19 protein-coding genes are annotated in these 25072 nt (G+C 40.4%); 18 read left to right on the top strand and 1 reads right to left on the bottom strand.

All coding sequences use genetic code 11. The annotated features are described in order from the left end of the window. Positions 1-212 precede the first annotated feature (212 nt). The 3 genes from FYJ53_RS18990 to FYJ53_RS18980 all read left to right on the top strand — a co-directional run bounded on the left by FYJ53_RS18990 (position 213) and on the right by FYJ53_RS18980 (position 1448). Entirely contained in the window at positions 213-638 is a 426-nt protein-coding gene (locus FYJ53_RS18990) for a hypothetical protein (protein ID WP_154557651.1), read from the top strand. 69 nt (positions 639-707) lie between these two features. Then, positions 708-920 (top strand): hypothetical protein, encoded by a 213-nt coding sequence (locus FYJ53_RS18985; RefSeq protein ID WP_013380198.1) that lies wholly within the window; start codon positions 708-710, stop codon positions 918-920. Between the two features lie 258 nt (positions 921-1178). Continuing rightward, the gene (locus FYJ53_RS18980; RefSeq protein ID WP_038352318.1) at positions 1179-1448 is read left to right on the top strand and encodes a hypothetical protein; all 270 of its coding nucleotides are present in this window, start codon (positions 1179-1181) and stop codon (positions 1446-1448) included. Between the two features lie 62 nt (positions 1449-1510). Here FYJ53_RS18980 and FYJ53_RS18975 read toward each other — a convergent pair whose 3' ends face one another. Further along, positions 1511-2950, bottom strand: coding sequence for a M1 family metallopeptidase (locus FYJ53_RS18975; protein WP_154557650.1), 1440 nt, complete (start codon positions 2948-2950; stop codon positions 1511-1513). A 116-nt stretch (positions 2951-3066) separates the two neighbouring features. Between FYJ53_RS18975 and FYJ53_RS18970 the strand changes: the two genes are divergently transcribed. From FYJ53_RS18970 to FYJ53_RS18900, 15 genes are all read left to right on the top strand, one after another. Beyond that, positions 3067-3573, top strand: a complete 507-nt coding sequence (locus FYJ53_RS18970; protein WP_038352321.1) for a hypothetical protein — start codon at positions 3067-3069, stop codon at positions 3571-3573. Further along, positions 3570-5384, top strand: a complete 1815-nt coding sequence (locus FYJ53_RS18965) for a protein kinase (RefSeq protein ID WP_154557649.1) — start codon at positions 3570-3572, stop codon at positions 5382-5384. Before FYJ53_RS18970 ends, FYJ53_RS18965 begins: the two co-directional genes overlap by 4 nt. A 58-nt stretch (positions 5385-5442) precedes the next feature. Beyond that, positions 5443-6147 (top strand): hypothetical protein, encoded by a 705-nt coding sequence (locus tag FYJ53_RS18960; protein ID WP_154557648.1) that lies wholly within the window; start codon positions 5443-5445, stop codon positions 6145-6147. Between the two features lie 22 nt (positions 6148-6169). Continuing rightward, a complete protein-coding gene (locus FYJ53_RS18955; protein WP_133966131.1) occupies positions 6170-6406 on the top strand; it encodes a hypothetical protein in 237 nt (78 codons plus the stop codon). Positions 6407-6423: 17 nt separating this feature from the next. Next, entirely contained in the window at positions 6424-10074 is a 3651-nt protein-coding gene (locus tag FYJ53_RS18950; protein WP_154557647.1) for a hypothetical protein, read from the top strand. Then, positions 10058-10714: an FHA domain-containing protein gene (locus FYJ53_RS18945; RefSeq protein WP_154557646.1), complete on the top strand. Its 657-nt coding sequence runs from the start codon at positions 10058-10060 to the stop codon at positions 10712-10714. The genes FYJ53_RS18950 and FYJ53_RS18945 overlap by 17 nt, the downstream gene beginning before the upstream one ends. Continuing rightward, on the top strand, positions 10668-11423 hold the full coding sequence (locus tag FYJ53_RS18940; protein WP_195840278.1) for a PP2C family serine/threonine-protein phosphatase: 756 nt from the start codon (positions 10668-10670) through the stop codon (positions 11421-11423). Before FYJ53_RS18945 ends, FYJ53_RS18940 begins: the two co-directional genes overlap by 47 nt. A gap of 78 nt (positions 11424-11501) precedes the next feature. Next, on the top strand, positions 11502-12308 hold the full coding sequence (locus FYJ53_RS18935; protein WP_154557644.1) for a Fic family protein: 807 nt from the start codon (positions 11502-11504) through the stop codon (positions 12306-12308). A gap of 52 nt (positions 12309-12360) precedes the next feature. Further along, the gene (locus FYJ53_RS18930) at positions 12361-13407 is read left to right on the top strand and encodes a hypothetical protein (protein WP_154557643.1); all 1047 of its coding nucleotides are present in this window, start codon (positions 12361-12363) and stop codon (positions 13405-13407) included. A 92-nt stretch (positions 13408-13499) separates the two neighbouring features. Continuing rightward, on the top strand, positions 13500-13865 hold the full coding sequence (locus FYJ53_RS18925) for a MobC family plasmid mobilization relaxosome protein (RefSeq protein ID WP_154557642.1): 366 nt from the start codon (positions 13500-13502) through the stop codon (positions 13863-13865). 13 nt (positions 13866-13878) lie between these two features. Next, positions 13879-15522 (top strand): relaxase/mobilization nuclease domain-containing protein, encoded by a 1644-nt coding sequence (locus tag FYJ53_RS18920; RefSeq protein WP_154557641.1) that lies wholly within the window; start codon positions 13879-13881, stop codon positions 15520-15522. 5 nt (positions 15523-15527) lie between these two features. Then, positions 15528-16403 (top strand): hypothetical protein, encoded by an 876-nt coding sequence (locus FYJ53_RS18915; RefSeq protein ID WP_154557640.1) that lies wholly within the window; start codon positions 15528-15530, stop codon positions 16401-16403. Positions 16404-16460: 57 nt separating this feature from the next. Beyond that, positions 16461-16877, top strand: coding sequence for a TnpV protein (locus tag FYJ53_RS18910; protein ID WP_013380212.1), 417 nt, complete (start codon positions 16461-16463; stop codon positions 16875-16877). 92 nt (positions 16878-16969) lie between these two features. Then, entirely contained in the window at positions 16970-17188 is a 219-nt protein-coding gene (locus FYJ53_RS18905) for a hypothetical protein (RefSeq protein WP_154557639.1), read from the top strand. Between the two features lie 142 nt (positions 17189-17330). Then, positions 17331-25022: a helicase SNF2 gene (locus FYJ53_RS18900; protein ID WP_154557638.1), complete on the top strand. Its 7692-nt coding sequence runs from the start codon at positions 17331-17333 to the stop codon at positions 25020-25022. Positions 25023-25072: the final 50 nt, after the last annotated feature.

The raw sequence follows: 25072 nt of genomic DNA, 5'->3' as shown, positions 1-25072 counted from the left end.
TTTAATCCCGGCAGTTCCATCAATCTTTTCCTTTTTTAATGGAAGTGGTAACCTCCTGCCACTTCCAGACACGGCAATGAGCGTATAGATGGGCTTATTCCAGTTCAATTCTGGACATTGCCACACTTTTTCATTTCTTTTCCTTAAGTACCGGAAGACAAAGTCTTCCGGTACAGTATTAACGAAATAAATAATATTGAAAGGAGAGCTTTATGTTTCTAAGAATTGATTTAAATAATAGGCAAAAATTTTATGTCGAAACGTTGGAAAATTCAATTAAGTCCTGGAAAGAAAAGGTTGAGAGTGGCGGCGAGCTTCTTCCAGATCGAACTTTTGGGATATTTCTTGGAGAACTGAATTGTTTTTTTCTATATGAATTAGTTGATGGTGACGAATATAGAGCCCTTTTAAAAGATCTATATTACATATATGCGGGTAATTCTGAAAGTGATCCCGTTTTCGGACAAACCTTAAAAATGAGGAAAAGATTTCGCCAGCATTTAAAAGCGAATGATGCCTTTTATGATTTTCTATATGGAAAAAATATAGGTGAAATAAGAGCGATGAATATATTGGGAAAGCTCAGTCCTCAACAAAAGGAAAAATATTTCGAAGTGGAAAGATCATATGAAAATTAGGGTTTATACCACTTTTTAATTATTGTATAGTATACTATAGTTAAAATGATATATCGGAGAAATGAAAATTTGAATATAAAAATGAAAATAGATAGCAGTCTTAGCTTCAAAATACCAGAATATTTATACGATGATATTGTCAGGCTTCAAAAGGGAATAGAAGATAATGTTAACTACCTTGATTGTCTCTATGATGAAGTACAAGGATCAATTAATTTAGCTTACTATGACCATTGTATTAGTTGGGAACAAGCGGAAGAACTGAGAAAAAAATATTTGTAAAGAAGGAAGAATAGTATGTATTTAATTGATTAAAACCATACTGAGATTGCGATATAACTTGATTCTCCATTCAGGTTTTATTAAACTCGCAGAAAAGCAGCAGGCAAAAAATCCATTATTTTTTAAGGATGGACTTGCATACGATGAGGAAAATGAGCGATAATTAGTCTTTAACAAGATAGCGAAAAATTAAGAAAGCCAGGCTTAACAAAAAGTCTGGCTTTTTTGTTTTTATTTAAGAGTTTTGAGGGGAGAGCCATGTATGTATTGAAAACAGAGAATGAGAGTACTTTGTATTTTAGTCAGGCACAATGGGAACAAACACACCCTGATTACATTGCGTTAGCGGAAGGGACACTTCAGGGCGTTGTGATTCTCCGTTTGGTGGACAGGTGTTCGCCTTGTAATAAAAAGCTGTTTTTATCTGACGAGGAGAGTAAAGCCAGAGAAGGATTTTACATTATCGTACAGCGCGTCAAAGATTTTAAGGATTACCGAAACTTTTTAAAAGGTTTGAATACATCATAATCCACCTTGAATTCGATAATAAAAGCCCCGCGCAGAATACAGGGGCTTGAGAATGCATTGGATCACTTTGGTATATTTTCTAAATATTGCGGCTCAATATATTCTTTTAAAATCTCGTTGTCAGCGCCGAAGTAATCCGCTAAAAGATTGACTAAATCTTGTGTTGAGATCTCTTTATAAGCGTATTGCTCAAGGATCTGGCGCATGAAATCAGTCATGGTGCTTTTGCCATATGCTTCCTCCAGACGATTGTACATTGATGCGCCACAGAAGTACATGGCCAGTGTGTAATCCGGATCGCTGGCAAATGCGCTGTAAGGCTGTGTGATGTAACCGGAATAACCGACGAGCCCAGGATTTGCAAGGTAGGTTGCCAGGCTTTCGTCCAGCCAGGCGCTGGTATAGGAGTTGCTGCCAACCAAGGAGTAAAACCACTGATGCATGATTTCATGAACTGAGGAGGGAACGCCCTCATCGGCCATTGTGATTAAAACCACCTGCGGGTATTCCATTCCCAGCATTTCCATCTGGGTTTCGACCACATTGAATCGCGAATAGGGGTATGTTCCGAGGCGATAATTGCAGTCCTTAAGTGTGTCCATGGCAACATTGAGTGCTTCCTGCCCCTTTTCTTCGCGGCCGGAGTGATAGTAGCTGTTGACTGTGATACCGTCGACAACATCAGTTGCGACATGATAGTCATTGCCGATCACAAAGATTACATCACGCACAGCATTGGCTGTAAAATGATAGTCTGCCATGACAGTATCGTCAGCGATGATGGCATCACCGGTTCCGATCACACGGTAGCAGCTGGGGACATTTAGATTCACGTTGTAATTTGCCATTCGAGAATAAAAGCATTCACCAACGGCGAAATAAGGACAGTATTGAAACTGGCCGTCATCATAGGGACATAACATAGGGATGCAGTTTCCCAGATAAAAGTCATCTTTTCCCTCACCCACACTTTGATAACCAAAACGGGCATTGAGAACAGGGACAAAAGCTTTATAGTGAAAGGAAATCGAAGCAGTATCTCCAGGAGGCAATGGTTCATCCAGCTTGAAGCTGAACACCGTTGGATCAGCTTCTCTTGATAACTCAAGAGCGCTCCCGGTTAATACATTTGAAGCGGACGAAATCTCACTGATCCGCCCGTTTTCAATATCCCTGAACTGGCTGGGATAATCCCGAAAATAAATGGACTGCCAGGGATCTTCTGAATCGTTGTAGACATCGACGGTAATATCTGCCGAATAGCTTTTTTCTTCCGTGTCTAATGTCATGTTGACGATATAGTTGTTTCGGATTTTAACCGGCTCAGAAGCGTCATTCCATTGCGCGGTGTAAGTACGCTGTTCATGGTTGATCTCATTTAAAACGGGTTTTGTTGGCTGAGATCGGTTGATGATTCGATACAGTGCGATACCGCCAAGAGAGAAGATCAGGACAATTAAAATGACACAGGCGATAAAACGTTTTTTGTTGACAATGTGCATATTATTTCACCCACCTTGCTTTTAAATGCTTATAGAAATAGTATATCAAAACAAGATAGAGTTATCAAATAATTTGAAAATACTGAAACATCTTGAAATTTGAAAGGAGAGTGTAAATGTTACTGAATCAAAAAGCAGATGGAGTTAACCTGTTGAATGAGCTGGATCATCTCAAAAGTGGTCAGGCTCCATACACCGATGTGATTAGATGTTACATTGGTGTATTTTTATTTTTTACAGAGTCGGTGCATTTTGGAGATATTAACGGAATCAATGCCTATTTTACCGAAATGCTCAACCTGGCAGAAAGACACTGCCCAGAATTGAACACCATGATTCGGGAAAGAAAGGCTGCTATTAGTCTTAAAGACGGTTTTTTCAGAGAAGCATATGATCAGTATTGCGAGCTCAGCAACGAAGAGCAATTCAAAAGCGATACCGCTTATGCGATTCGTATAAAAGCAAACCGAGCTTTAGCTTTATATGGACTAAAAAGAAAAACCTATGCGATTGTCATTCACCGGTGGGAAGACTCAGTTGAAAATGCGCAATCCCTTGAAGATCGAAAGCAGATTGAAGAAAATATACTGCTTCTGAAAAGTTCTGAGCGTGAAAAGTTATGAAAAAATTAATTGGAACAACCCTGGATGATCACTACAAATTCATATCGCTTATCGGTGAAGGTGCGACCAGCACTGTTTATCTGGCCACCGACCTGCAGATGGGAGCAATGTGGGCAATCAAAGTATTAAATAAAAAGGATAATATTCAAGGGTATCAGCGTCAAAAGGAAGAGGCCATCATGCTCTCAAAGCTTTCAAATCCAATGTTCCCGCGTGTTTTACCGACCATTTACGATCAACCTGAAGCATTGTATATCGTCATGGATTACATTCATGGAGTACAGCTCAGTGAATTTTTAGAAAACAATGTAATATCAGTTATGCAGGCGATCAATTGGCTGAAACAGATTTGCCAGGGGATGGAATATCTCCATGAGCAGGGCTATGTATACTGTGATCTTAAGCCGGACAATGTTGTTATCAACAATCAATTTTTAAAGATGATTGATTTTGGCGCCTGTAAGAAAATAGGAGATACCACAAACCGTAGAGCTGGAACCGCAGAGTTTTCACCGCCGGAGTATGCAGACCGTTCAATACCAGTGGGCACGTATACAGATGTATACTCAATTGGCAAGCTTGGCCAATACATTTGCAGTTTCCTTGACGAAAAAGAAAAACCTTCTGAACTAGTATCTTTATTGAACCTTTGTTGTGAAGCTAATTATGAGCAGCGGATCAAAAGTGCGGAAGACGTTTATGCAGCTTTGCAGCGTATTGAACAAAAAAGTGATCCGATTTCAGGGTATAAAGCACGTTTGGCCATTTTTCTGAGCAGTGTCATTTTGTGTATCGCCTTCTTTACACTCGGAATGTTTGGCTATTACAGCAATGTTCAGGCTTATCGCAATGAGTTCAATTCTTTTTTTAATCAAGCTGTAAAGTATGAGCAGGCCGGAGAGAACAGCAATGCAATTGAAGCCTATTTAAATGCTTCGATTAAAGACCCAGGGCAGAGTGATGTATATGAAAAGATATATCAGCTCATGCTGCCGCAGAAAACGGACGAGAATTTCCGGGAGAAGAATAAAGCGCTCCTTGATGTCTTCAGAGAAAGAACTGCAATAAAGAATTTGGATGAGTCTCTCCGAATTCGTTTAGCGGAACTTTGTATCGAACAAGAAAGTCCTGTTTACCAGGACTACGCAAAAGACCTTTTAAAAAACATGAAAGGTGAAAAAGTAGAAATCCTTCGGAATATTGTGAGTGGAGAGGGTGACACAGGACAAATTGTTGAGCAGATTAAAAATTTGATTGAGACATCTGGTGATACAAATGAAAAAATGGATGCATTATTTCTTTTACTCAATGTCTATTCAAAATTAAACACTTGGACAGAGACAGATCTGAATTTTATTGAGAATACTTTCAAAGCAATGGATCAGGAAGCCCTTAATAACCATGAGAAGCTGATACCTTCATATAAGTTAATCGCATTGGGGCTTTCAAATAACTTAGAAGATATGAACCTACGAAAGAATGCTGTCTCGTGGTGGAATAAGTTAGATCATCTTCATGCGGAATATACAAAAGAAGAAAATATTACAAAAGGTAAGCTCTATTATGCGGAAGGTGATTATCCAAAAGCAGCAGAAAGCTTTAAGGCGGCCATTGGAAAAGACGACAGTGATCTCTTAAGTTATCTTTATACCATTGATGCCCTGCTAAAATCAGAAAATAATAGCGAGGCAAGCAATCTGTGGCAAAGAGCAAAAACGTTAAAGGAAAAGCAGAACGAAAAATTATCCGCAAATCTTTTATACCAATATAACGCCTTACAGCTTCAGCTGGAAATGTTTGGTATTCAATAAATATTACCTAAACAACGCGCTTATAAAAAAATATAAAGTAAAGGAGTCAAAACAATAAATGCCTTATAGAAGGGAGTTTTTATTATTTTTCTTCGTAGGATTGGCTAGCGTAATTATATGGCCATTTTTACTAAAAAATCTTGGATTGGGAGCTTTAAAGGAGTCAATTATTGTTGTACAAATATTACTTGCTTATTTATGCTTGTTTCTATTCAGAGTATATATGAAACATACAAATAAATATGAGCCTCATCAAGATATCGACTTGTCTGATGTAAATGATAATATTCTTTTAAATAATCGTGAATATCGGGCAGGTTTTGTTTCTGTTAAAAAAGTATTACTTAAGAACGGAAAAGATATTTTTGTTCATCAACTGAATGATGAATATTGTACTGAGTTTAGTTATGAAAAAGATTTGAGCTGTTATAGCTTTATTGACCTTGTAATATACGAAATAGATTGTAGTTTTTACTCTCCTTTATTTACATCTTATTTCAATCGAGTCTATGGTGAACAAAAGAGAAACTGCTTTTGGAATAAAAGGATATGGATTAAAACAGAGATTCCGGGGTTGAAACTTACAATTTTAAATCCGGAAATTACTTTAAATGAAGCGTACTCAGAATACCGCTTTGTAAAGCAAACAGTAAATAGGATTGAATGGAGAGAAAGACTTAATCAAATGGAGTGGGGTACCTTTTTTGCTACTATTATTCTTGGAATAGGAACTAGTAATTTAGTGGACAAATTTTTAACATGAATTAAGTAAAGGAGGAACAAAAATGGACATTTCAAATGTATTTTTTGTTTTAAGCATTATTTTTTTAATTGCGTCGATCATTTTGTACAATGTGCTTTCTATAAGAGCAGTCAGACGCTCTTTTAAAAATAAAGCACATAAAAAAGAAGATAAAAAGCAAGTGAAAAATTGTGAAAGCAGCACCGATCCGTTAAAGAAAGATGTTTTACATCCGACGGTGCTTTTAGATGAAGATGAAGAACAACAAAAAATCTTATAGAAACGTTGGAGGAGAAGATGACTAAAGAAAAAAGAACCACGGATTTATGCAAAATTATGCTGTTTACTTTTGCATTATTGATGTTATGTTTGCAGATGCCTGTTGCAGCTGCTACACCGGAACAGGAAACACCCGTTGCTGAAGCCGTTACAGAAATTGTGTTTCAATCGACGAACGCGAATTCAATGATATGTAAACAAGGAGATAAGATAAATCTATCCTATAAAATCGCACCAGAAACGCTTGTAAAGGCAGTTAAAATCGGGGGACAGGAAGTGATACCTGTTGAGAATCCTGAAGCTACAGGAGCGTTTTTAGCTGAATACAATATTGATGAAACCACAAAAATTGAAAAAATAAATTACGAGATCCAATGCGTTGTTACGCAAGATGGTCAAGAAAAAGAGTTCATTTATTCAAACGAGGAAAAGGACAGTATCCAATATTATAAACCCATTGAAATTACAGAAATAAAATACGTTTCAGATAATCAGGAAACACAGTCGGCTATTAATGGAAGCGTTCTTACATTTTCATTTTTGTCAAATCAGGAGCTGGTAGATCTTTCGATGATAAAAATAGGGGATACGTCGATAGAACTTAAGCATGAAGTGGTTGAAGGAAAAAATCATTACAGCGCTCAGTATACTGTGCCGCAAGATAAGTACGAGGATGGCGTGCTGATTCCCTTGGATTTATCATCGCTCCAGTTTGTACAAGATATTGCCGGTAATATTGCAACGGTAATGACAGACGCAAAAATCGTTTATCATGCGCCATTATCAATACAGGATGTACATTTCACTTCAAATCATCCTGAAAAGGGCATTGCTGTAAATGGCAGCGAGCTGACGTTTTCCTTTTCATCAAATCGAAAACTCGTCAATCTTGGACAAATTCGGATCGGAAAAAATACACTGGAAATGAATGAAACGGAGCATGGGGGAAACATATCCTATGACGGCCATTTAATCGTGAGGGAAAATATGTTCTCAGATCTCACCGATATTCCCCTTGATCTTTCACAGATCAATGCCGTTTCAGACCAATATGGCAATAAAGCAACGATAGAGACAAATGATAAAATTGTTTACTATGCACCACTCGAAATTAGTCATGTCACGTTTGAATCTGATCACAACAATCCCTCAGTGTCCATCAATGGCAGTACACTGAGGTTTTCTTTTTATTCCAATCATGAGTTAATGAATCTCGGCAAAATTGTGATCGGAAACAGCGAACTTGCCTTAGAAATGGAAAAAGAAGGCGATCATTTTCGTTATTTTGCAAATCATAAAGTCAGTGAAGATTATCAGGATGCAAGCCCAATCACTTTAGACGATTCGAAAATTGAGAGCGTGAAAGATGCAGCTGGCCAGGAGGCAGGGATTCATACAGAAGATGTTATCACGTATTATAAGGCACTTTCAATGAATAACATCGTCAAGTTGAATTTCTCTTGTACCGGCAACAAAGTTGGAAATACCTACTATGTAAAAAACAATGACCAGATTACAGTGTCCTTAGAGTGTAACCGGCCATTGACAAATACGGATCTTCGTATCGCTGATCAGAGAATCGAAATGCAGTCGGAGGACGGCTTTTCCTGGACAGGTACATACACGGTTGAAAATCTTCAGGATCGTTCTGTGATCAATACTGCGTTAACTTTACAGGATATATACGATACGCCGCCATATAATGTTTCCGGTGATTATTTCACGACGTGCGTTTTCTATTCGGCCCTTCAGATTAATCAATTGAGCTATCAATCCAGCAATGAAAATGGGATGGAGCTGGCTAAAAATGGTGATGTTCTCACCGTTGCATTTTCAACAAACCATGAATCAAATATTAAAAACTGTCAGATAGGGGGGCAAAGTGTTGAAGTTGAATCTGGAAACCGGATCGACTATATGGCAAGAATTGAAGTAAGTGGTGATTTAGCAGCCGATCAGGAAAGTATCCCCTTTTCCATTACTGCTGGTGATGACGCGAATAATGAGGATGTGACCAAAACGCAGCATGACACAACACAGATTATTTACTATGCACCGATACAATTATCGGATTTGAAGTTTATGTCAAGCAATGAGCGCGATGGGAGTAAATATGCAAAAGATGGTGATACTCTTACAGCCAGTGTTGCGGCCAATCACCGGATTACTTGTATTGGTCAGATCGCAGGAAGTAACGTGACGGCCGCCGCGGACGATAAAACTTATACCGCCACCCAGAACGTCCAGGGACTGATTGATCAGCAAACAATTGGTTTTTCTTTAGTGGCTTCAGACCTTGCAGGAAATACGCCAGTAACTGTGTCAGAAGCAGACGCCGGGGTTCAAATCATCTATTATGCGCCCATCATGGCAGAGGCTGCAATCACTTCTAACAATGCAAAAAACAGTAAATATGCCAAAGCAGGAGATACGATCAGCGGCGTTATTACCGCAAATCACGAAGTAACCGCAACGGATGCTCAGCTGCACGGTTTTAGAGCAAACACTGGCGGAAAGGGTGAAACACTTCAGGCTTCATTACAGCTTGAAGGGGGCAGCCAGGGAAATATCGGTGCATTCTTTAGGATTGAAGACGCTGCTGGAAATACGCAGACAATCGAAAAACAGTCCGACATTATTTACGACGATATTGCTCCAACGATCAAAATTGATCCAATTGTTAATGGTTTTATGAATCAAAAAATCAGCATTAATGCGGTGTATGAGGATTCTAATCTGGATGGCAGCACAGCAGCATTTAAAGTTAATGATCAAGATCGACTTCAGCAAAAAAACAGCGGCCAAAATGCGCTAACATCCTCTGTTGAACTCAGTGAGGATGGGACATATAGTATATCCGCTCAAATTGAAGACATGGCGGGTAACCGCAGCGAAAGCACCGGTGGAACCGTTGTAATTGACCGGACAAAACCGGAAATTGTAACCATGAATATTGATTTAGATAAGCAGCCCGCTTATAAAAGCGGAGTAAAGCTGTCGGATTATTTCCTGATCAAAGATGATCATCTGGATACAATCAACTGCTTATTAACTCATAAAACCGGCTTAATGAAGACCATCGCCTGGAATCTCGATGATCACATTGATACAGAAGGAGAAAAAGGGATGGAGCTGAGTGCCTTGGATAAAGCCAAAAACCAGTCCAATCAGCTGGAGTATGGCTTTTTTGTCGATGGCACTGCACCAAAGCCCTTAGTGACTGAAAAAAATACAAACACACCGATTCCTGAAAACAAGAAGACCGAATTGTCTAAAGATGCACGAATTAATATTGAACTGGATAAAATCTGGATCGGCAATGAAAAGCCAGATTATTTCACGAAAATGGAAATAAAGAATATGGATTCAGGTGAAGTGGTAAACCTTCTTGAAAATCAAGATCAGATCAGTAAAACACTCTATCAGCTGTATGAAGATGGCGACTACCAGCTTACCGTTGCGGCCAATGATGAAGTCGGGAATGAACTTGGTGAGGTAACCTATAAAATGACTGTGAACTCAGAAAAAATTTCTGTAACCGCGCCAGAAAGTATGGTAAATCCTTTAATCTACGTTGGAATTGCAGCTGTCGCAGCACTCTGTACGCTTCTGATCTTCTTTTTGATGAACAAAAGAAAAGGAAAAAAAGCCGATGAAAATAACCATTGAGGATAAATCTTTCAATGTGCTATGTCCGCCGATTTTTGTGCCGGATATTTTTAAAGACAAAGATCATAAAAGTGCTTCAGAAGAACATTCATCCAAACGAGCTCCGGTTGATTTACCAGGGGCTCCAGATTTAGGGAGTTTCAAAGAAGAAGAGGAAGCAATGCTCAGTGAAGTGTATTTGTCGGAATCCGAAAAAAAGCCAGACATAAAGGAAAAAACGGAAAAGCGTTCGATTTTTCATTTTTTTAGGCGAAAGAAAAAACGCCCCAAAAAAGAATTGACAGAAGAAATTGAATTTAAGCCCTCGGATTTTAAGACCACAATACTTGACGACGATATTCCTTATTTGACCTTAAAGAGCCGTCAAAGTGACGTGAGTGATTTAGTTATCTTTACGGATTATTTTCCTATTGGAAGAAGGATACCGGATCTACAGGCTTTTTCTTATATTTCAAAATGCCATGGGCTGATCTATTCCACAGATCGTGACCATGCTTATTTTGGTGATTGTTCGCAAAATACCAATCGGATTAACGGACAGCCTTTGAACCACATGAAATACTATGAGTTGAAGGAAGGAGATAACCTTCGACTTGGACAGCTTGAATTTATTGTTGAAAGGGAAAAATATGAGTTTTAATATATCGATTGAAAAATTAGATGATAAAGGAAAAAGAGATCGGTATGAGGATGCCTTTACCTACTGGAGTGAAAAAGATATTAAAGGGAATGCTTTTTATTGTTTTGCTGTTGCCGACGGTGTAGGCGGGCTCGATAAAGGAGAAGCGGCCAGCAGTATTGCCATTGATGAAATAAACCATTGGGCTGCAAATACCTGTCGGCATCTTTTAACAGATAAGGCAGTGAACCTCGAATTAGAATTGACGGAGTTGCTAAAACAGATCAACAAACATATTTTTTGTTATGGAAAAAAGAGAAATATAAAACTTGGGACGACACTGACCATGATTGTTATTATTAATGATGAGGGACGCATCCTACAGGTTGGTGATAGCATTGCCTACTTAATTGAAAAGCGTCAGGCCTATCGTATATCCGATAAGCATACCCAACAAAAGAATCATCGAAGCTACCTTACCAGTTGTATCGGGACGAATGAAGCGGTCACGCTTTTCCAGAATCAAGAAATTAAACTGGCGGCACCTTCTGTTTTGTTTATTGGATCGGACGGCTTTTTTAACTGTTTGGATATTCAAAGTCATATCAACCTGATTGAAAAGGGCAAAAATAAAAAAGTGCTGCCAACGTTAATAAAAAGTGTTCGTGATGCAGGAGAAACCGATAATGTAACCGGTATTCTGGTAAGAATCAAAAACGATTTAAGTTAAAAGTATGGGTATACTATGTTATAATAACGATAAATTTATCTGAATAATAAAAGCAATGTTTTCAGAAAGGACAATAAAATGAAAAAATTGCTGCGAACGGTCGATGTACTTAAAAATGTGCTTCACAGCTTAAGACCACTGAATGAAACAGAAATAAAAAGGCTTCGCGATGAGTTCGCGATCGAGATCACTTACAACTCAAATGCGATTGAAGGAAATAGCCTGACTTTGAGAGAGACAGCATTAATCCTTCAGGAGGGAATCACCATTAGCCAGAAGCCGCTCCGTGAACATTTGGACATCATTGGTTTTAAAGATGCATTTGATTTTATCATGGACTGTGCTGAGAGAGAAAGGGAGATAACCGAGGGGTTGATAAAGGATATCCATGCCCTTGTTTTGATGAATGATGCAAAAAATCGAGGCGTTTTTAGGAGGGTACCTGTAAAGATATTTGCTTCAACACATAACCCGCCGAAACCATATTTAATTAAATCTTATATGGAGAAACTGATACTCAACTATTCAGAGTGGCTAAAGGAGTTACCGGCAATTGAAGCCATTGCACGCTTCCATCTTGAGTTTGAGTCCATTCATCCATTTATCGACGGTAACGGGCGAACAGGCCGATTAATCCTAAATCTGGAACTTGTAAAGCATGGCTACCTTCCGGTAGATATTAAGGTTACCGATGCAGCACGGTATTATATGTGCTTTGATGATTATCGCGTTAATGACTTGAACCCGGAAATGATGACGGAACTCATCGCTGAATACGAGATGTCGCAACTGGAAAAGCATATAGCGATTGTAAAAGCAGCTCAGGAATATGAAAATGAATATGAGGGGGAATACCCCAAATATGACATTGAAGAAGAACGTTAGATTTATATTAATATTTTTAGTCTGTAATTGTATTAGCTTATGAGCGCCTGTTATGGCGCTTTTTTTATTAGCTAAAAGTGAAAGGATAAAAATGGATAATACGAATGTTTTTGATTTTGAAAAAAGGTGGGTCAAAGATTTAGGATTACCCGAGGAAGTGGCACATAGGATTGCTAATATTGCCGACTTGTTTGAGATGATCAGCGATCAACGACTGATTCCTTTTAAACAGCATCCAGGCTGGTTTGAGGGTTTACAGAGTATTCACAGACTAAATTTTGATGATGATCAGATTTACTTGGAAGCGCTTTATGATAATAACGGGATGCCACCAATGACTTACGATGATGAAGACAACTGGATAATCCCTGATCCCGATAAGGGTCAAGGGAGATGGGAAAAATATGGACAATTTTATTGCTCAACGGATGCAGATGGCGAAATATATGTAAACTATTTTAATTTTCTTGATGTTTCCGATTTGGTTAAGTTGGAGCAAAAAGAAAAAGCCGTTTTAAACTGCGCGAAGATGAGTCAAGTCAGAAACTTAAAGTTAAAAGATATACAAAACGCATTGTATCAATACCTTCGTCGGCAAGACCCAGAGCAGACTTTTGATTATTTAAATCAGTCTGATAATGCTTTATGTGAAGAATTAGTCAAAATAGATGAACGACTTGATATGAACAGTCTTTCTGGAGATTTTTTATGGGATACAGTATTACAACTTTTTAAAGATGAAAAACTAGGAGATAGCTTTCCAGAATATGATGCAATAGGCTATTTTGAGGGGAATAACGCATTACAAAGTTTAGAATGGCATGAAAAAGCGCATTTTGGAAAAGTCGTTCGATATGAAGAGTATGGTTATGTGGATCTTCCTGTTTTAGAAATTGATAAAAGTAATCCGGAATACCAGGCTTACAGAAATGAAATGTATCAATTGGTGACTCAAAACGCCTGCAAAGATGATGATCTGAGTGTGTACCTAATCAATCATTTATCAGGAGATAAACTTGATCAGGTGACTGATTTTATTAAAGAATTCAAAAGAAATGGCGTTGATCCGAATAACGATTTATTTAGCAAAGCAGGTTGAAGATCTCAGGAAGATAAGGATTATTTAAAAGTCAATGATATGCCGGTGATAGACGATGAACGTTAATATAAAAGCGAATAAAGGAGGTTAAGATGAACATTTCCGATGATCCTAAAAGCGTGAAGGTAAGCATTCGTTTTACCGATCAGGAAATAGAGTATTTGGAAAAGAAAGCCCTTGATAGTAATTGCATTTGGAATAAAAAGCCCTGCGTATCCAAATTTATTCGATTGTGTGTGCTGAATGAGGGAAAGGTTTATATTTTCAAGGAATTCAAACCAATTTTAATGCAGATCCGAAAAATTGGAACCAATTTGAACCAAATCGCGAAGTTGGCCAATATGCATAAAATTGAAGAAGTTTATTTACAGGAGTGCCAGAAAGAACTGGCCGAAATCGTCAAAATGCTGGAAAGCATATCAAAGCAACTGCCCAATAATCGTGCTAAGACAAAATGATGAGAGGTGAATTTTGGCGCTAATAAGAATGATTCCACGAAAAACAAGGGACAAACCCAGCCGATTTTTTGAAGCGGTAAAATACTGTGTCAAAGATGCAAAAGTGAGCTTGGAAAATGGGGATCAGCTTAAGCATTCATGGAATTGCAGCGATGACCCGGCGGAAGCTTACCCGCTGATGCGCACGACCCAGCGACTTTATGGTCATGAAAAAGCCGACCGCCTGTACGTCCATTTTATCCAAAGTTTCCCAAATGATCAGGGCATTTCACCAGATTTGGCACATGAAATAGGCGTTGAGCTTATCGACAGCTTGCCGGAAATATTTAATGGTTTTGAGATCACTATGGGAACGCATATGGACACAGGCACCTGGCACAATGACTTTGTTTTGAATCGAACAAATTTTTTAACCGGTAAGCGTTGGCATCAAAGTAAGGAAGATCTCAGAAGATTAAAAGAAAAATCCATACAGCTATGTGAGGAAAAGGGCATTACCCTCAGTTGGGTAAAAGATAAAGGAAAAGCAACGATTTCGACGAAAGCACGTGGTGAGTTTGAAAACCAAAAAAATAATACTTCCTGGAAAACGGAAATGTATAAGACCGTGATCTATGCGCTTGATCAATCCTCAGATAAATGGAGCTTTATGCTTAAAATGCAGGAGTTCGGCTATCGGACGAATTGGTGGGATGATCGTGATTATGTGACATTTATCAACCCGCACAATTTCCGATGTAGAAGCACAACCCTCAATCCTGAATGGTGCAAAACTGAACTTGAAAATTTGCTTAAAAAACATAAGGAAGCATCAAAAATGGAAGGGCAAAAAAGTGATTTTGGTGATAAAAAAGCCCTTTCTAAAGACACACAAACGGCTAAAGGAGTTGTCAATTATGCCATTCAGCACGCAACAAGTCGTGAAGATTTTATTCTTTTCCTCAAAAATAAAGGATATGATGTGACTTGGATCAATGAGCGTAAAAATATCACCATCAAAAAAGGGAATAAGACCTTTCGTTTAGCCACCTTAATGCGCCCAGAGGAATGGGACAAAGAAAAATTGATGGCGCAGTTTGAAAAAAATCGTTTATTAGGTGATAATCTGAAAGTCGAAAATAGTCATATTAATCCGGATCGTGATCAACAGGAGGATCTCTTTGATTTCAATGATATAGATAAACAGCTAAAAGCAAGCTTTAATCAATCGATGCGTTATTCACTGAATGAATCTGAATTGTTTAACCATATGCAAAACTTGGGTTACCGTATGGTTAAAACAACCGATTCTTATGAAATCAAAGTGAATGATCATTTGACTGTGCCAATTGAGCGTCTGAATCGGTATGGTGATGGCGATTTTTGGACTATATCGAAGATGAAAGATACTTTTGATCGAAATACCTACTACGGGAAAAAGGCTCCTGTAAAGTCAGAATATGAGAGAAAAAAATATGTAAGGACAGTGGGGGTCTGCCGAAATGTACGCAGTCAAATCGCACATCAAATTGAAGCGTATCACGCATCTGCAGGCGGCATGCAATACGAACAATTGGAAGGTCAGGCGCTGAAAGAATTAGCCATTCGTTTGGCATCATCCGAAAAGATGGATTGGGAATCAAAAGGCTATGATTATGAAAAAGGCAGTGAGAGGTGATTTAAATGGATATCAGTTTTTACATGGCTAAAAACAGAGTTGTTAGGTTGATAGAAGAAGTCTCAAACGGTGAGTATAGCGGTGATTTAAATGCGGTTTCGATATGGTTGGAAAACAGTGCTGAGATTGTAGGTATAAATTTTTTTAAGGCAAAAAGAGAAATATCAATTAACTTTGGCTATACGCGAAAAATGTATGATGATATACATGATGTCTATCCTGTATATATAGATACTTTTGAGAAAAAAATAACACAGAACAGTGTATTTATGGTGGATTTAACACAGAGTAGACTTTTAGACTTTGAGCAGTATCTCGACGAAGAAGAAACTAAGGACAGTTTTGTTGGAGAAATTATCGTTCGGATGAGTACGGACTGGAATCAAAGAGCAAGTGTGGCCACTTTGCAGGAATATGTCCTTGCACATATGGATTCAAAGATTGATCTGCTTCAAAAGCAAATTATGCCAGAGGATAATTTGAATTTATATCGAAACCATGTAATTATCACAAATCTATTACGAGAGAACAAGGACGAAATTGAAGGATTCTTGACAGAAAACCAATTCTTTGATTTTTGGAGAGGTGGAAGGTATGAGCGATATGAGACGCTTCAGAATGCTGCCAGCAGTTTTTCTAATTGCCCCGAAGCCTTGAAAAGTATTGCTAATCTTTTGACAGATGAGCAGGTAAACTTTTCTGCTTATCACGCACATAAAACAACCATAAATCCCAGTGAAATCAGTTTTAATAATGATTTGATTAACGAAACGATTGCTTCGCTTGAAAACTATAGAGAAAGATATAAGCGTGAAACCGGACAGTTGAATATATTGGATGAAAAATATAATTTTGATTCGGAAATGGATGAAGAAAGATAAGCCATGGATTTTCTAACAAAACAGTGTATAATTAATATAAAAAAGAGGAGAAGTTAAATGGAAAAAGCTAAGAAAACAATCCTGGAGCAGATAGCGCCGGAATTACAATATGTTCAAAATGGAGATTATCGTATTCCAAACATAATTGATTCTCCAAAGGAAGGAAAGAAATTAAATCGTTGGGGTCACCAATATGCTGAATACTTTAGGGGTATTCTGAAAGGAGGCCCTTACGATTTTGCGCTGATGGAAGGCGTCCTCAATCAACACTGCTACGAAGTCGGTGAACGGGCGGAGGAAATGTACCAGAATATCCATTGTCGGATGTGCGAGGAAGAAAAGATAGAAGAAATTAAAAAGACCGACTACCGGCGTGCGGTAACGCTTTTAGAAAAGATTCAAGCGGAAGCCGAGGAAGTCGTACTGCAGGAAGTTGTCTATGACGATGATCTTGACTGGCTTCCAGAAGCGTGATGATCTGAGAGGATCGGATTAATCGAATAACCATACTGAATGAGCCAACACCACAGAAATGTGGTGTTTTTTTATTTTAGAGAGGTGTAGAGTTGAAGTACTATGAAGCGCTAGAGATTTACAATGACATATGCAAAAAAGTAATTGAGAGCCCAGAGGAGTGGATGCAGTTTTTAGACGCATCGCAGGGAATCTATAAATATTCGTTTAAAGAACAGCTGATGATCGCTGCGCAGCGTCCTGATGCGACGGCAGTCGCGGATATTGCATTCTGGAACAAAAAAATGGGACGCTATGTGAAAAAAAAATAGCACCGGAATTGCGGTTTTTACGGAGAAAACAGATTCAAATCAAAAGCTGCGTTACGTTTATGATCGAAGCGATACCGAACTATCGTGGTACGGAGGACACGAAGTCCATCCATGGCAAGTTGAAAAAACGGAAGACTATGCCATGATTGCTGACGCCATTGTCAATGCCACGGGCATCGAAGTGCCGAATGAATCTGCTATTGAAGATGTTTTTTACTATGTAACGGCCGCCACTGTATCGGATCAGGAGGATGTAGATGAATTGGTGGATAGCACTGCGCTTAAGGGGTCAGAACTATCGAAAAAAGAAAAAAACGATCAAAGCAGCTGCCTAAGTGCCTTGATCGTAGCTTCAGCCGCCTACTTGATGATTGGCCGGTGCGGCTTAGATCCCAGAGCTTATATCAGCAGAGAGGAATTCAAAGAAGTTTCTTTATTAACCAGTAAGAGCGCTTTAATCAATTTTGGGAACATCTACACAGATTATGCCCAGAGTATTCTCCAATTTGTCGAAAAAGAAAGCAACAAGCTGGCCATAAAGCACCGCAGAGATGAAGCGGAAAAAACGACAGAAGCAGAAGAAATACCGCAGGCCGAATCTGAAACAAACCCGCCGGTTCATGAACCGGACGTCGAAGATCAAAAAGAAGAAAATACACTGGAGGAAATTACGCTAGGTGTGCCGGTAGAAGTCGAAGTGCATGGAAAACCGGATCAGAAACAGCTCACACTGTTTGAGCCGCTGCCGAGCATCGAGGAGCAGCGGGGGACGTTGGCCACAGAGGCCCCAAAAGCAGCCGACATATCCGAAGGCTTGATGACAGACGCGTTAATCAATCGTGTTCTGATGAGCGCTGGCGGCGGAAGAGGTGCAGCTGACCGTCGACTTGAGATTGCCGCTTACTGGCAAAAAGGGCACTCTATCAACGATTTTGCTGCTTTTTTAGAAGATAAAATTGGAATAGCCGGACAGGGATTTCAATTTGACGGCAAAAAACTATGTGCATGGTATGACTCCAACGGTTTGAGACTATCCTACTTTCCGTCAGCTGTTGAAAATCCCATGAAGACCCTGACATGGACAGAAATTGCATCGAGAACAGACCGTCTCATACGCACTGGAGCATATTTATCTTCTGAGGAAGTTGATGCCATTCGTCAGCATGAGCTTAAAAGGATCGGTGAAGAAATCTATTTTGTTTTCAGAGATACCATAGCAGATATGCATAAAGATATATTTAACGATCTTGCTCCGTATTCTGGTGCGCCAGAGCATTTTGTATATTTTGAAAAGATGCTTAGTTCACCCCAAGGCGTGAATCAACTACTGGCTGTTCTAAAAAGCGATATAGATAAAATTAAAACAGGTGAGATTAAACTTCGATCTAGACTGGTATATACGCCAGAATCGATAATGGCGGAACTTGAAGATCTATTAAAAGATCCCAAAGAGATTCAAAAAACAGAAAAGGTAAGCCTCCTTTATGAAAATTTCATTACTCAGGACGAAGTTGACTATGCTTTAAAAGAAGGAGGAAATGTCGAAGGTAGTTTTAAAAGAATTTACAATCATTTTAGTCAGCATAAAAAAGATGCTAAAGATGATAGTGCTTTTTTAGCAAAAGAATATGGCGAAGGTGGAACATTTGGTCGTAAAACGATTGAAAATATTCATTACGCACCATCAAAAGGAATTGAAATCGCCAAAAGATTGCCGAACGGCCAGAAGATAGAACTTAACATTAATTATCGACAGGTGGCCAAACGTATCCGTTACTTAATTGAGCACAATCTTTTTCAGACACCTGAGCCGCAGCGGTCAGTCATGCCAGCAGAGCCAACGGAGCAACAGGAGCCAGCCGGGAATTCAGATGAAAACCACGGAGAGTATGATCAACCCGCAGAGAGGTTCGAAACACCCGATCCGGAAACCGATGTTGAGGCGATCAAAGAAGAACTCAGCCAGGTTATTGAGGAAATCAAAGATGAAAGAGCGGCTGAACAGGCGCTGCATACTGAATTGATCGACAAGTATGGGCAAACAAACGGGCAGGCAAAAACACTATTTGATCAGTTCCAGAGCCTTTTTCCGGAATTTCTGGATAATGACTGCTTATATGAGCGCCGGGAGACCGAAAACGATGCTTTTATGCCATTGGTACTCGAAAAAATTGCATACGATACTTCATACAATACTTTTGTCATGACCCACTATTATCGCCAAAACGGGGATCTGGTCACAGACCCGGAAATTGTTTATCTTTTCGATGTCGAAAAAAAAGCATTAGTGCCATTGACCTATGAAAACGGTGGTTTAGGTATCTATCAATCTGTGATCGAAGAAGGAGAGATCAACGAGGGCTTAGTTCATTCCCTTCAACAATTTTCTTCCTCCTGGCTGGATAACATATCCGAGCAAGGATACCAACCGGTTAAGAGGGTGGTCAACCGGGAAGGCGAGGAAGTCACCATTGATTTTACCGAGGCAGAGGTCATCCCGGAGGATGCGGAGGAAGGACAGGAAACGGACGAAGCAGCATTTTCTAATGCAGCGGAGATCTCCAAGTTGCCCACAGAGCCAGGGGAAATCAAGGAGGAGCGCGATAGCCCGACGCATCCCATTCGTCGCTTTATGAGAACCTGGGGCTTAGAGAACTGCACGACCTTTGAAAGCCTTGAAATCATGATGCAACACCACCAGCCAGGGAAACAGGATATGGATGATCGTGGCGAACTGTCAAACCTGATGAACAGGGCGCAACAGGATTACGCTCAAACAGCCAATGCTGATGTAGCAGCCCTGTCCTGGATAAAATACCGAAACGCTTTTCGCCAAGCTTTTTATGAACTGGCAGACGACATCTGTCAAGGCAAAGCGACCGAGAAGGTCACCATTGGCTTTACCGAAGCGGAAATAATCCCGGAGGATGCGGAAGAAGAATCGGCAACCGACAGAGCGGCATTTTCTTTTGATCAAAAAAAAGAAAATACTGAGGAATCTCCACAAGAGACAGGATGGACGCCAAAATTTGAGGTATCCCAGGGTGGAAGCAATGATGAACCCCAGAATCGCCAGAGCGATGTTACTCCGCAGCAAGGTGAGAATTTCATCATCGGGCCAGATACTGGCGATTCGCATTTTAATCCCACCGAGCGCATCCGAAAAAACATCGCAGCCATACAAATGCTGAAGCAGATTGAAGCCGAAGGCCGAATGGCAGATGATGATGAAAAAGCCGTGATCAATGCTTACGTTGGATGGGGCGGCCTTGCGGATATTTTTGATCACCGGAAACAGACCTGGAAGGAAGAAAAAGAAGCACTGAAAAGTATGCTCTCACCGAGTGAGTATGCTGCAGCTGAGGACTCCATTTTGAATGCCCACTATACCGATCCGGGGATTATCGCAGCCATGTATGAGGCCGTTCAGCTTTTTGGCTTCTCGAGTGGTAACGTGCTGGAACCCGCATGTGGAACAGGCCGTTTTATTGGCGCAATGCCCATGGCATTGCGTGAATCCAAAGTCTATGCTGTGGAGTTGGATGAACTGAGCGGCCGCATGGCCAAAGCGTTATATCCAAAGGCAGAGATTACCATAAACGGCTTTGAAAGGGCACATTATCCGATCAATTTCTTTGATCTGGCCATTGGAAATGTGCCATTCGGTAACTATAAAGTAGCCGATACCAAATATGATAAACTGAATTTTCAGATACACGATTATTTTATTGCCAAAACACTCGATCTGGTACGTCCAGGCGGCATCATTGCATTCATCACCAGCAAGGGAACAATGGATAAGCAGAACAGCAGTGTTCGTCAATATATTGCGAGACGGGCGGCGCTGATCGGCGCGGTACGCTTACCGAACAATGCCTTTTCCGGTGCGAATACGAAAGTAACCGCGGATGTGCTCTTTTTCCAGAAACTGGAAAGTATGCGTGATTTGAATGCCATTGACTGGATTGATCTCAAAGAAGATGAAAACGGACTGAAGTATAATGCCTATTTTGTTGACCACCCAGAGTATGTCGTCGGTGAAATGGTAGAAGTATCTGGGCCGTATGGCTCGGAGCTTGCTTGCCAGGCAGCTAAGGGCAGCGATACCATTCAGAATGTGCGCGACGTTATTTATGATATGGCTGTTTCGCACCGAAATATCTATGAAAACCGAATAATGGCAGAAGCGACCCAAGACCAAGACATCATTCCAGCAACCCCGGATGTAAGAAATTTCACCTATACGATGGTGAACGGCATCATCTATTACCGCAACAATTCTGTTCTGATCGAGCAAGAGGTAAGTGGCACAAAAGCCGAACGGATCGAGCACCTGATTGAAGTACGCGACGCAGTATACCGGTTGATCGACGCAGAAGTCTTGGGTGAAAGCCCCAGGCTTATCAAAGAATACCAGAATGAGCTGAATCGGATTTATGATCATTTCGCCAAGAAATACGGCAGAATCGGTCGTCAGGCAAATAAGCTGGCTTTTTCCGAGGACTGCACTTACCCGATGCTGCTTTCGTTGGAAGTCAATGACAGTGAGGGCAATTTTTTAAGAAAAGCCGATATTTTTTCAAAGATTACCATCCGACAAAAACAAGAAATTGATCACGCGGACAATCCAGTGGACGCTTTATCCATCTCACTAGCAGAAAAGGGCGGTGTCGATTTTGAATATATGCAGCAGCTGACCGGTGAGGATGAAGGAACCCTGCAAAGCGGATTAAAGGGATTCATTTTTAAAAATCCTGAAAGTGATACCTGGGAAAGTGCGGATGCCTATTTATCCGGAAATATTCGTCAAAAGCTTTCAGCAGCTCAGGCAGCCGTTGAAAAGGGAGAAGAAACATACCTGGAAAATGTAGAAGCCTTAAAAAAGGTCATGCCGGAGCCATTAAAGGCATCGGAAATTTCCATCGTGATGGGGAGTACCTGGGTTGATAAAAAGTATTATGAACAGTTTCTGTTTGAGCTTTTACAGCCTGCGGAACGGATCAAAGAAAAGATTGAATTGTTCTACTCTGAGGAAACAGGCAGCTGGCAAATACTCGGAAAGAATTTAGATTTTGGAAATATTCTCTCCCTGCGCACCTATGGTACCGAACGCGTCAACGCCTATTACCTTTTCGAGTCCTGTATGAACCTGAAAGACGCCAAAATCTATGACCTGGTAGACAATAAAAGGGTTGTAAACCAGGATGAAACGGTACTCGCCAATAATAAGCAGAAGCTAATCCGTGAAGCTTTTAAGGACTGGATTTATGAGGACTTTGATCGGCGCGAGGATCTGGTCAATACGTATAACCAACTTTTTAATAATAATCGGCCAAGGGAGTATGATGGCAGCAATTTGCCTTGTGTTGGACTCAATCCAGATATTATGCTTCGGCAAAATCAATTAGATGTTGCGGCACGGATCATTTATGGGGAGAATACAGGCGTTTTTCATTGCGTCGGAGCTGGTAAAACGCTGGCCAGCATTGTCGGCATCATGGAAAGTCACCGGTTAGGTCTGACGCACAAGGCGCTGTTTGTGGTTCCAAATCACCTGATCGAGCAATGGTCAATCGAATTTATGCGCGCTTATCCGGCTTCACGAATCCTGGTATCCACCAAAAAAGATTTTCAACCGATTAATCGCAAAGTCTTTTGCTCAAAAATCGCAACGGGCAATTGGGATGCGGTCATTATCGGACAAAGCCAATTTGAAAAAATACCGGTTTCCTTTGAGCGTCAGGAAAGGTTACTAAACGAACAGATCGACGCCATTGATCTTGAGATAGATTTTTCAGAGAACCAATACACGAAAAAGCAACTAATCGCTGCCCGGAAAAGAGTAGAAGCAAGTCTGAAAAAGCTGACCGATCAAAGTAAAAAGGATCAGGTCATTAACTTTGAGCAGCTGGGCATTGATGCATTGGTAGTGGATGAGGCGCAGCGGTACAAAAACCTGTTTACCTACAGCAAAATGGGCGATGTCGCAGGTATTAACCAGACCGATTCAAAGCGTGCCTCAGATATGCTCATGAAGTGTCAGTATATGGATGAGATAACCGGCGGCCGGGGGATCACTTTTCTGACAGGCACACCCGTCAGCAATTCGATCTCTGAATTACACACCATGATGCGCTATTTACAGGCAGATCTGCTGCGTGAACTGAGGATGGAATCCTTTGACAGCTGGGCATCGGTCTTTACCGAAAAAGTCACAAAAATGGAGCTGGCGCCGCAGGGTGGAAATAACTTCCGGATGAAATCGCGTCTCGGAAAATATAACAACCTGCCTGAGCTGATTTCCTTTTTTAAGAACAGCGCGGATATTAAAACGCCAGATATGCTGAATCTGCCGGTGCCGATGGTACACTTTGAAAACATCGTTTTAAAACCATCACCGGCGCAAAAGGCTTTAGTCGAATCCCTTGGAGCGCGTGCGGATCGCGTCCATGCCGGTGCAGTGGACCGTTCCGAGGATAATTTCTTAAAAATTACTTCGGATGGCAGAAAGGCAGCGCTCGATATCCGTCTCTTCGATCCCGATCTTCCTGAAGATGAGTACAGCAAAGCCCAGGCCATTGCACAAAATGTCTTTAAAATCTGGTCTGAAACGGATGGCGCACAACTCGTGTTTTGTGATTTATCGACACCAAAACCGGATCACTTCAATGTGTATGATGATATTAAAAGTAAACTCATACGTTTGGGGATACCCGAAAAAGAAATCGCCTTTATTCATGATGCAGGCACCGATAAACAGAAAACAGCATTATTTAAAAAAGTGCGAAAAGCTGACGTTCGGGTACTGATGGGAAGTACCGAAAAAATGGGCGCCGGGATGAATGCGCAGGACAAATTAATTGCGCTGCACCATGTGGATTGTCCGTGGCGGCCAGCGGATTTGGAACAGCAGGAAGGGCGCATTGTCCGACAGGGAAATCAATATGAGGAAGTGAACATCTACCGCTACATCACGGAGGGCACCTTTGACGCGTACAGCTGGCAGGTTATTGAGCAGAAACAACAATTCATCAGCCAGATCATGACGAGCCGTTCACCGGCCCGGAGCATTGAAGATGTCGATCTCCAGACATTGAACTATGCGGAAATAAAAGCCCTGGCTACCAGTAACCCTTTAGTAAAAGAGAAGATGGAGCTGGAGATCCGACTGACCGAACTGAACACAATGAAAGCAGCTTACCGGAATCAAAAATATGAAATGGAGCATAATCTGGCTAAGATTTATCCAAAACGCCAGGCAGCATTAGCCGCACGACAGAAAAATGTCGAGCGAGACCACGGCCTTTTCCTGGAACAAAAAGTGTCAATGGGCAGCAAATTTAAACTGAATGTGAATGGCCATGACTACTATGATCCCGAGGAAGCCGGAAAAGCCTTTCAAAAAGCGCATTATGAGCTTTTAGGCGTGGGGCAGCTGGAAAAGAAGATTGCGGAATATTGCGGCCTGGATATTTATGTAAAGAACGATTTTGAAGCCAAGAAACGGGAAACGACGATCCGAACAAAACATGGATCATCTTATAAATACGACTTTGGCCGAAGCGCAGCCGCTGCAATTACAGCCCTGGACAAAGTTGATGATTTTTTTGTTGATCAAAAAAAGGAAATTAATGACGCAATGGTTAGCCTTGAAAAGCAAATTGAGGATGCCAGTCAGTTACTGGATACACCTTTTGGTTATGAGGAGGAACTTGAGGAAAAAAATGAGCGGTTAAAGGAAGTAATGATTGAACTCTTTGATAATGAGGTAAATAATAAAGAGATAGAAGACATAAGATTTTCCAGTATTGAAGATAGTGAAGAAGAGCGTTAACGTTGTAAAGTCTTGATTAAAATGGTAAAATTTTAGTACAGAAAAAGATG

This window comes from Eubacterium sp. BL-380-WT-2B (assembly GCF_009696115.1).
Lineage (GTDB): Bacteria > Bacillota > Clostridia > Eubacteriales > Eubacteriaceae > Eubacterium > Eubacterium callanderi.
Note: the sequence above shows the minus strand (reverse complement) of the source record. Positions and strands in the feature narration are given on the sequence as shown.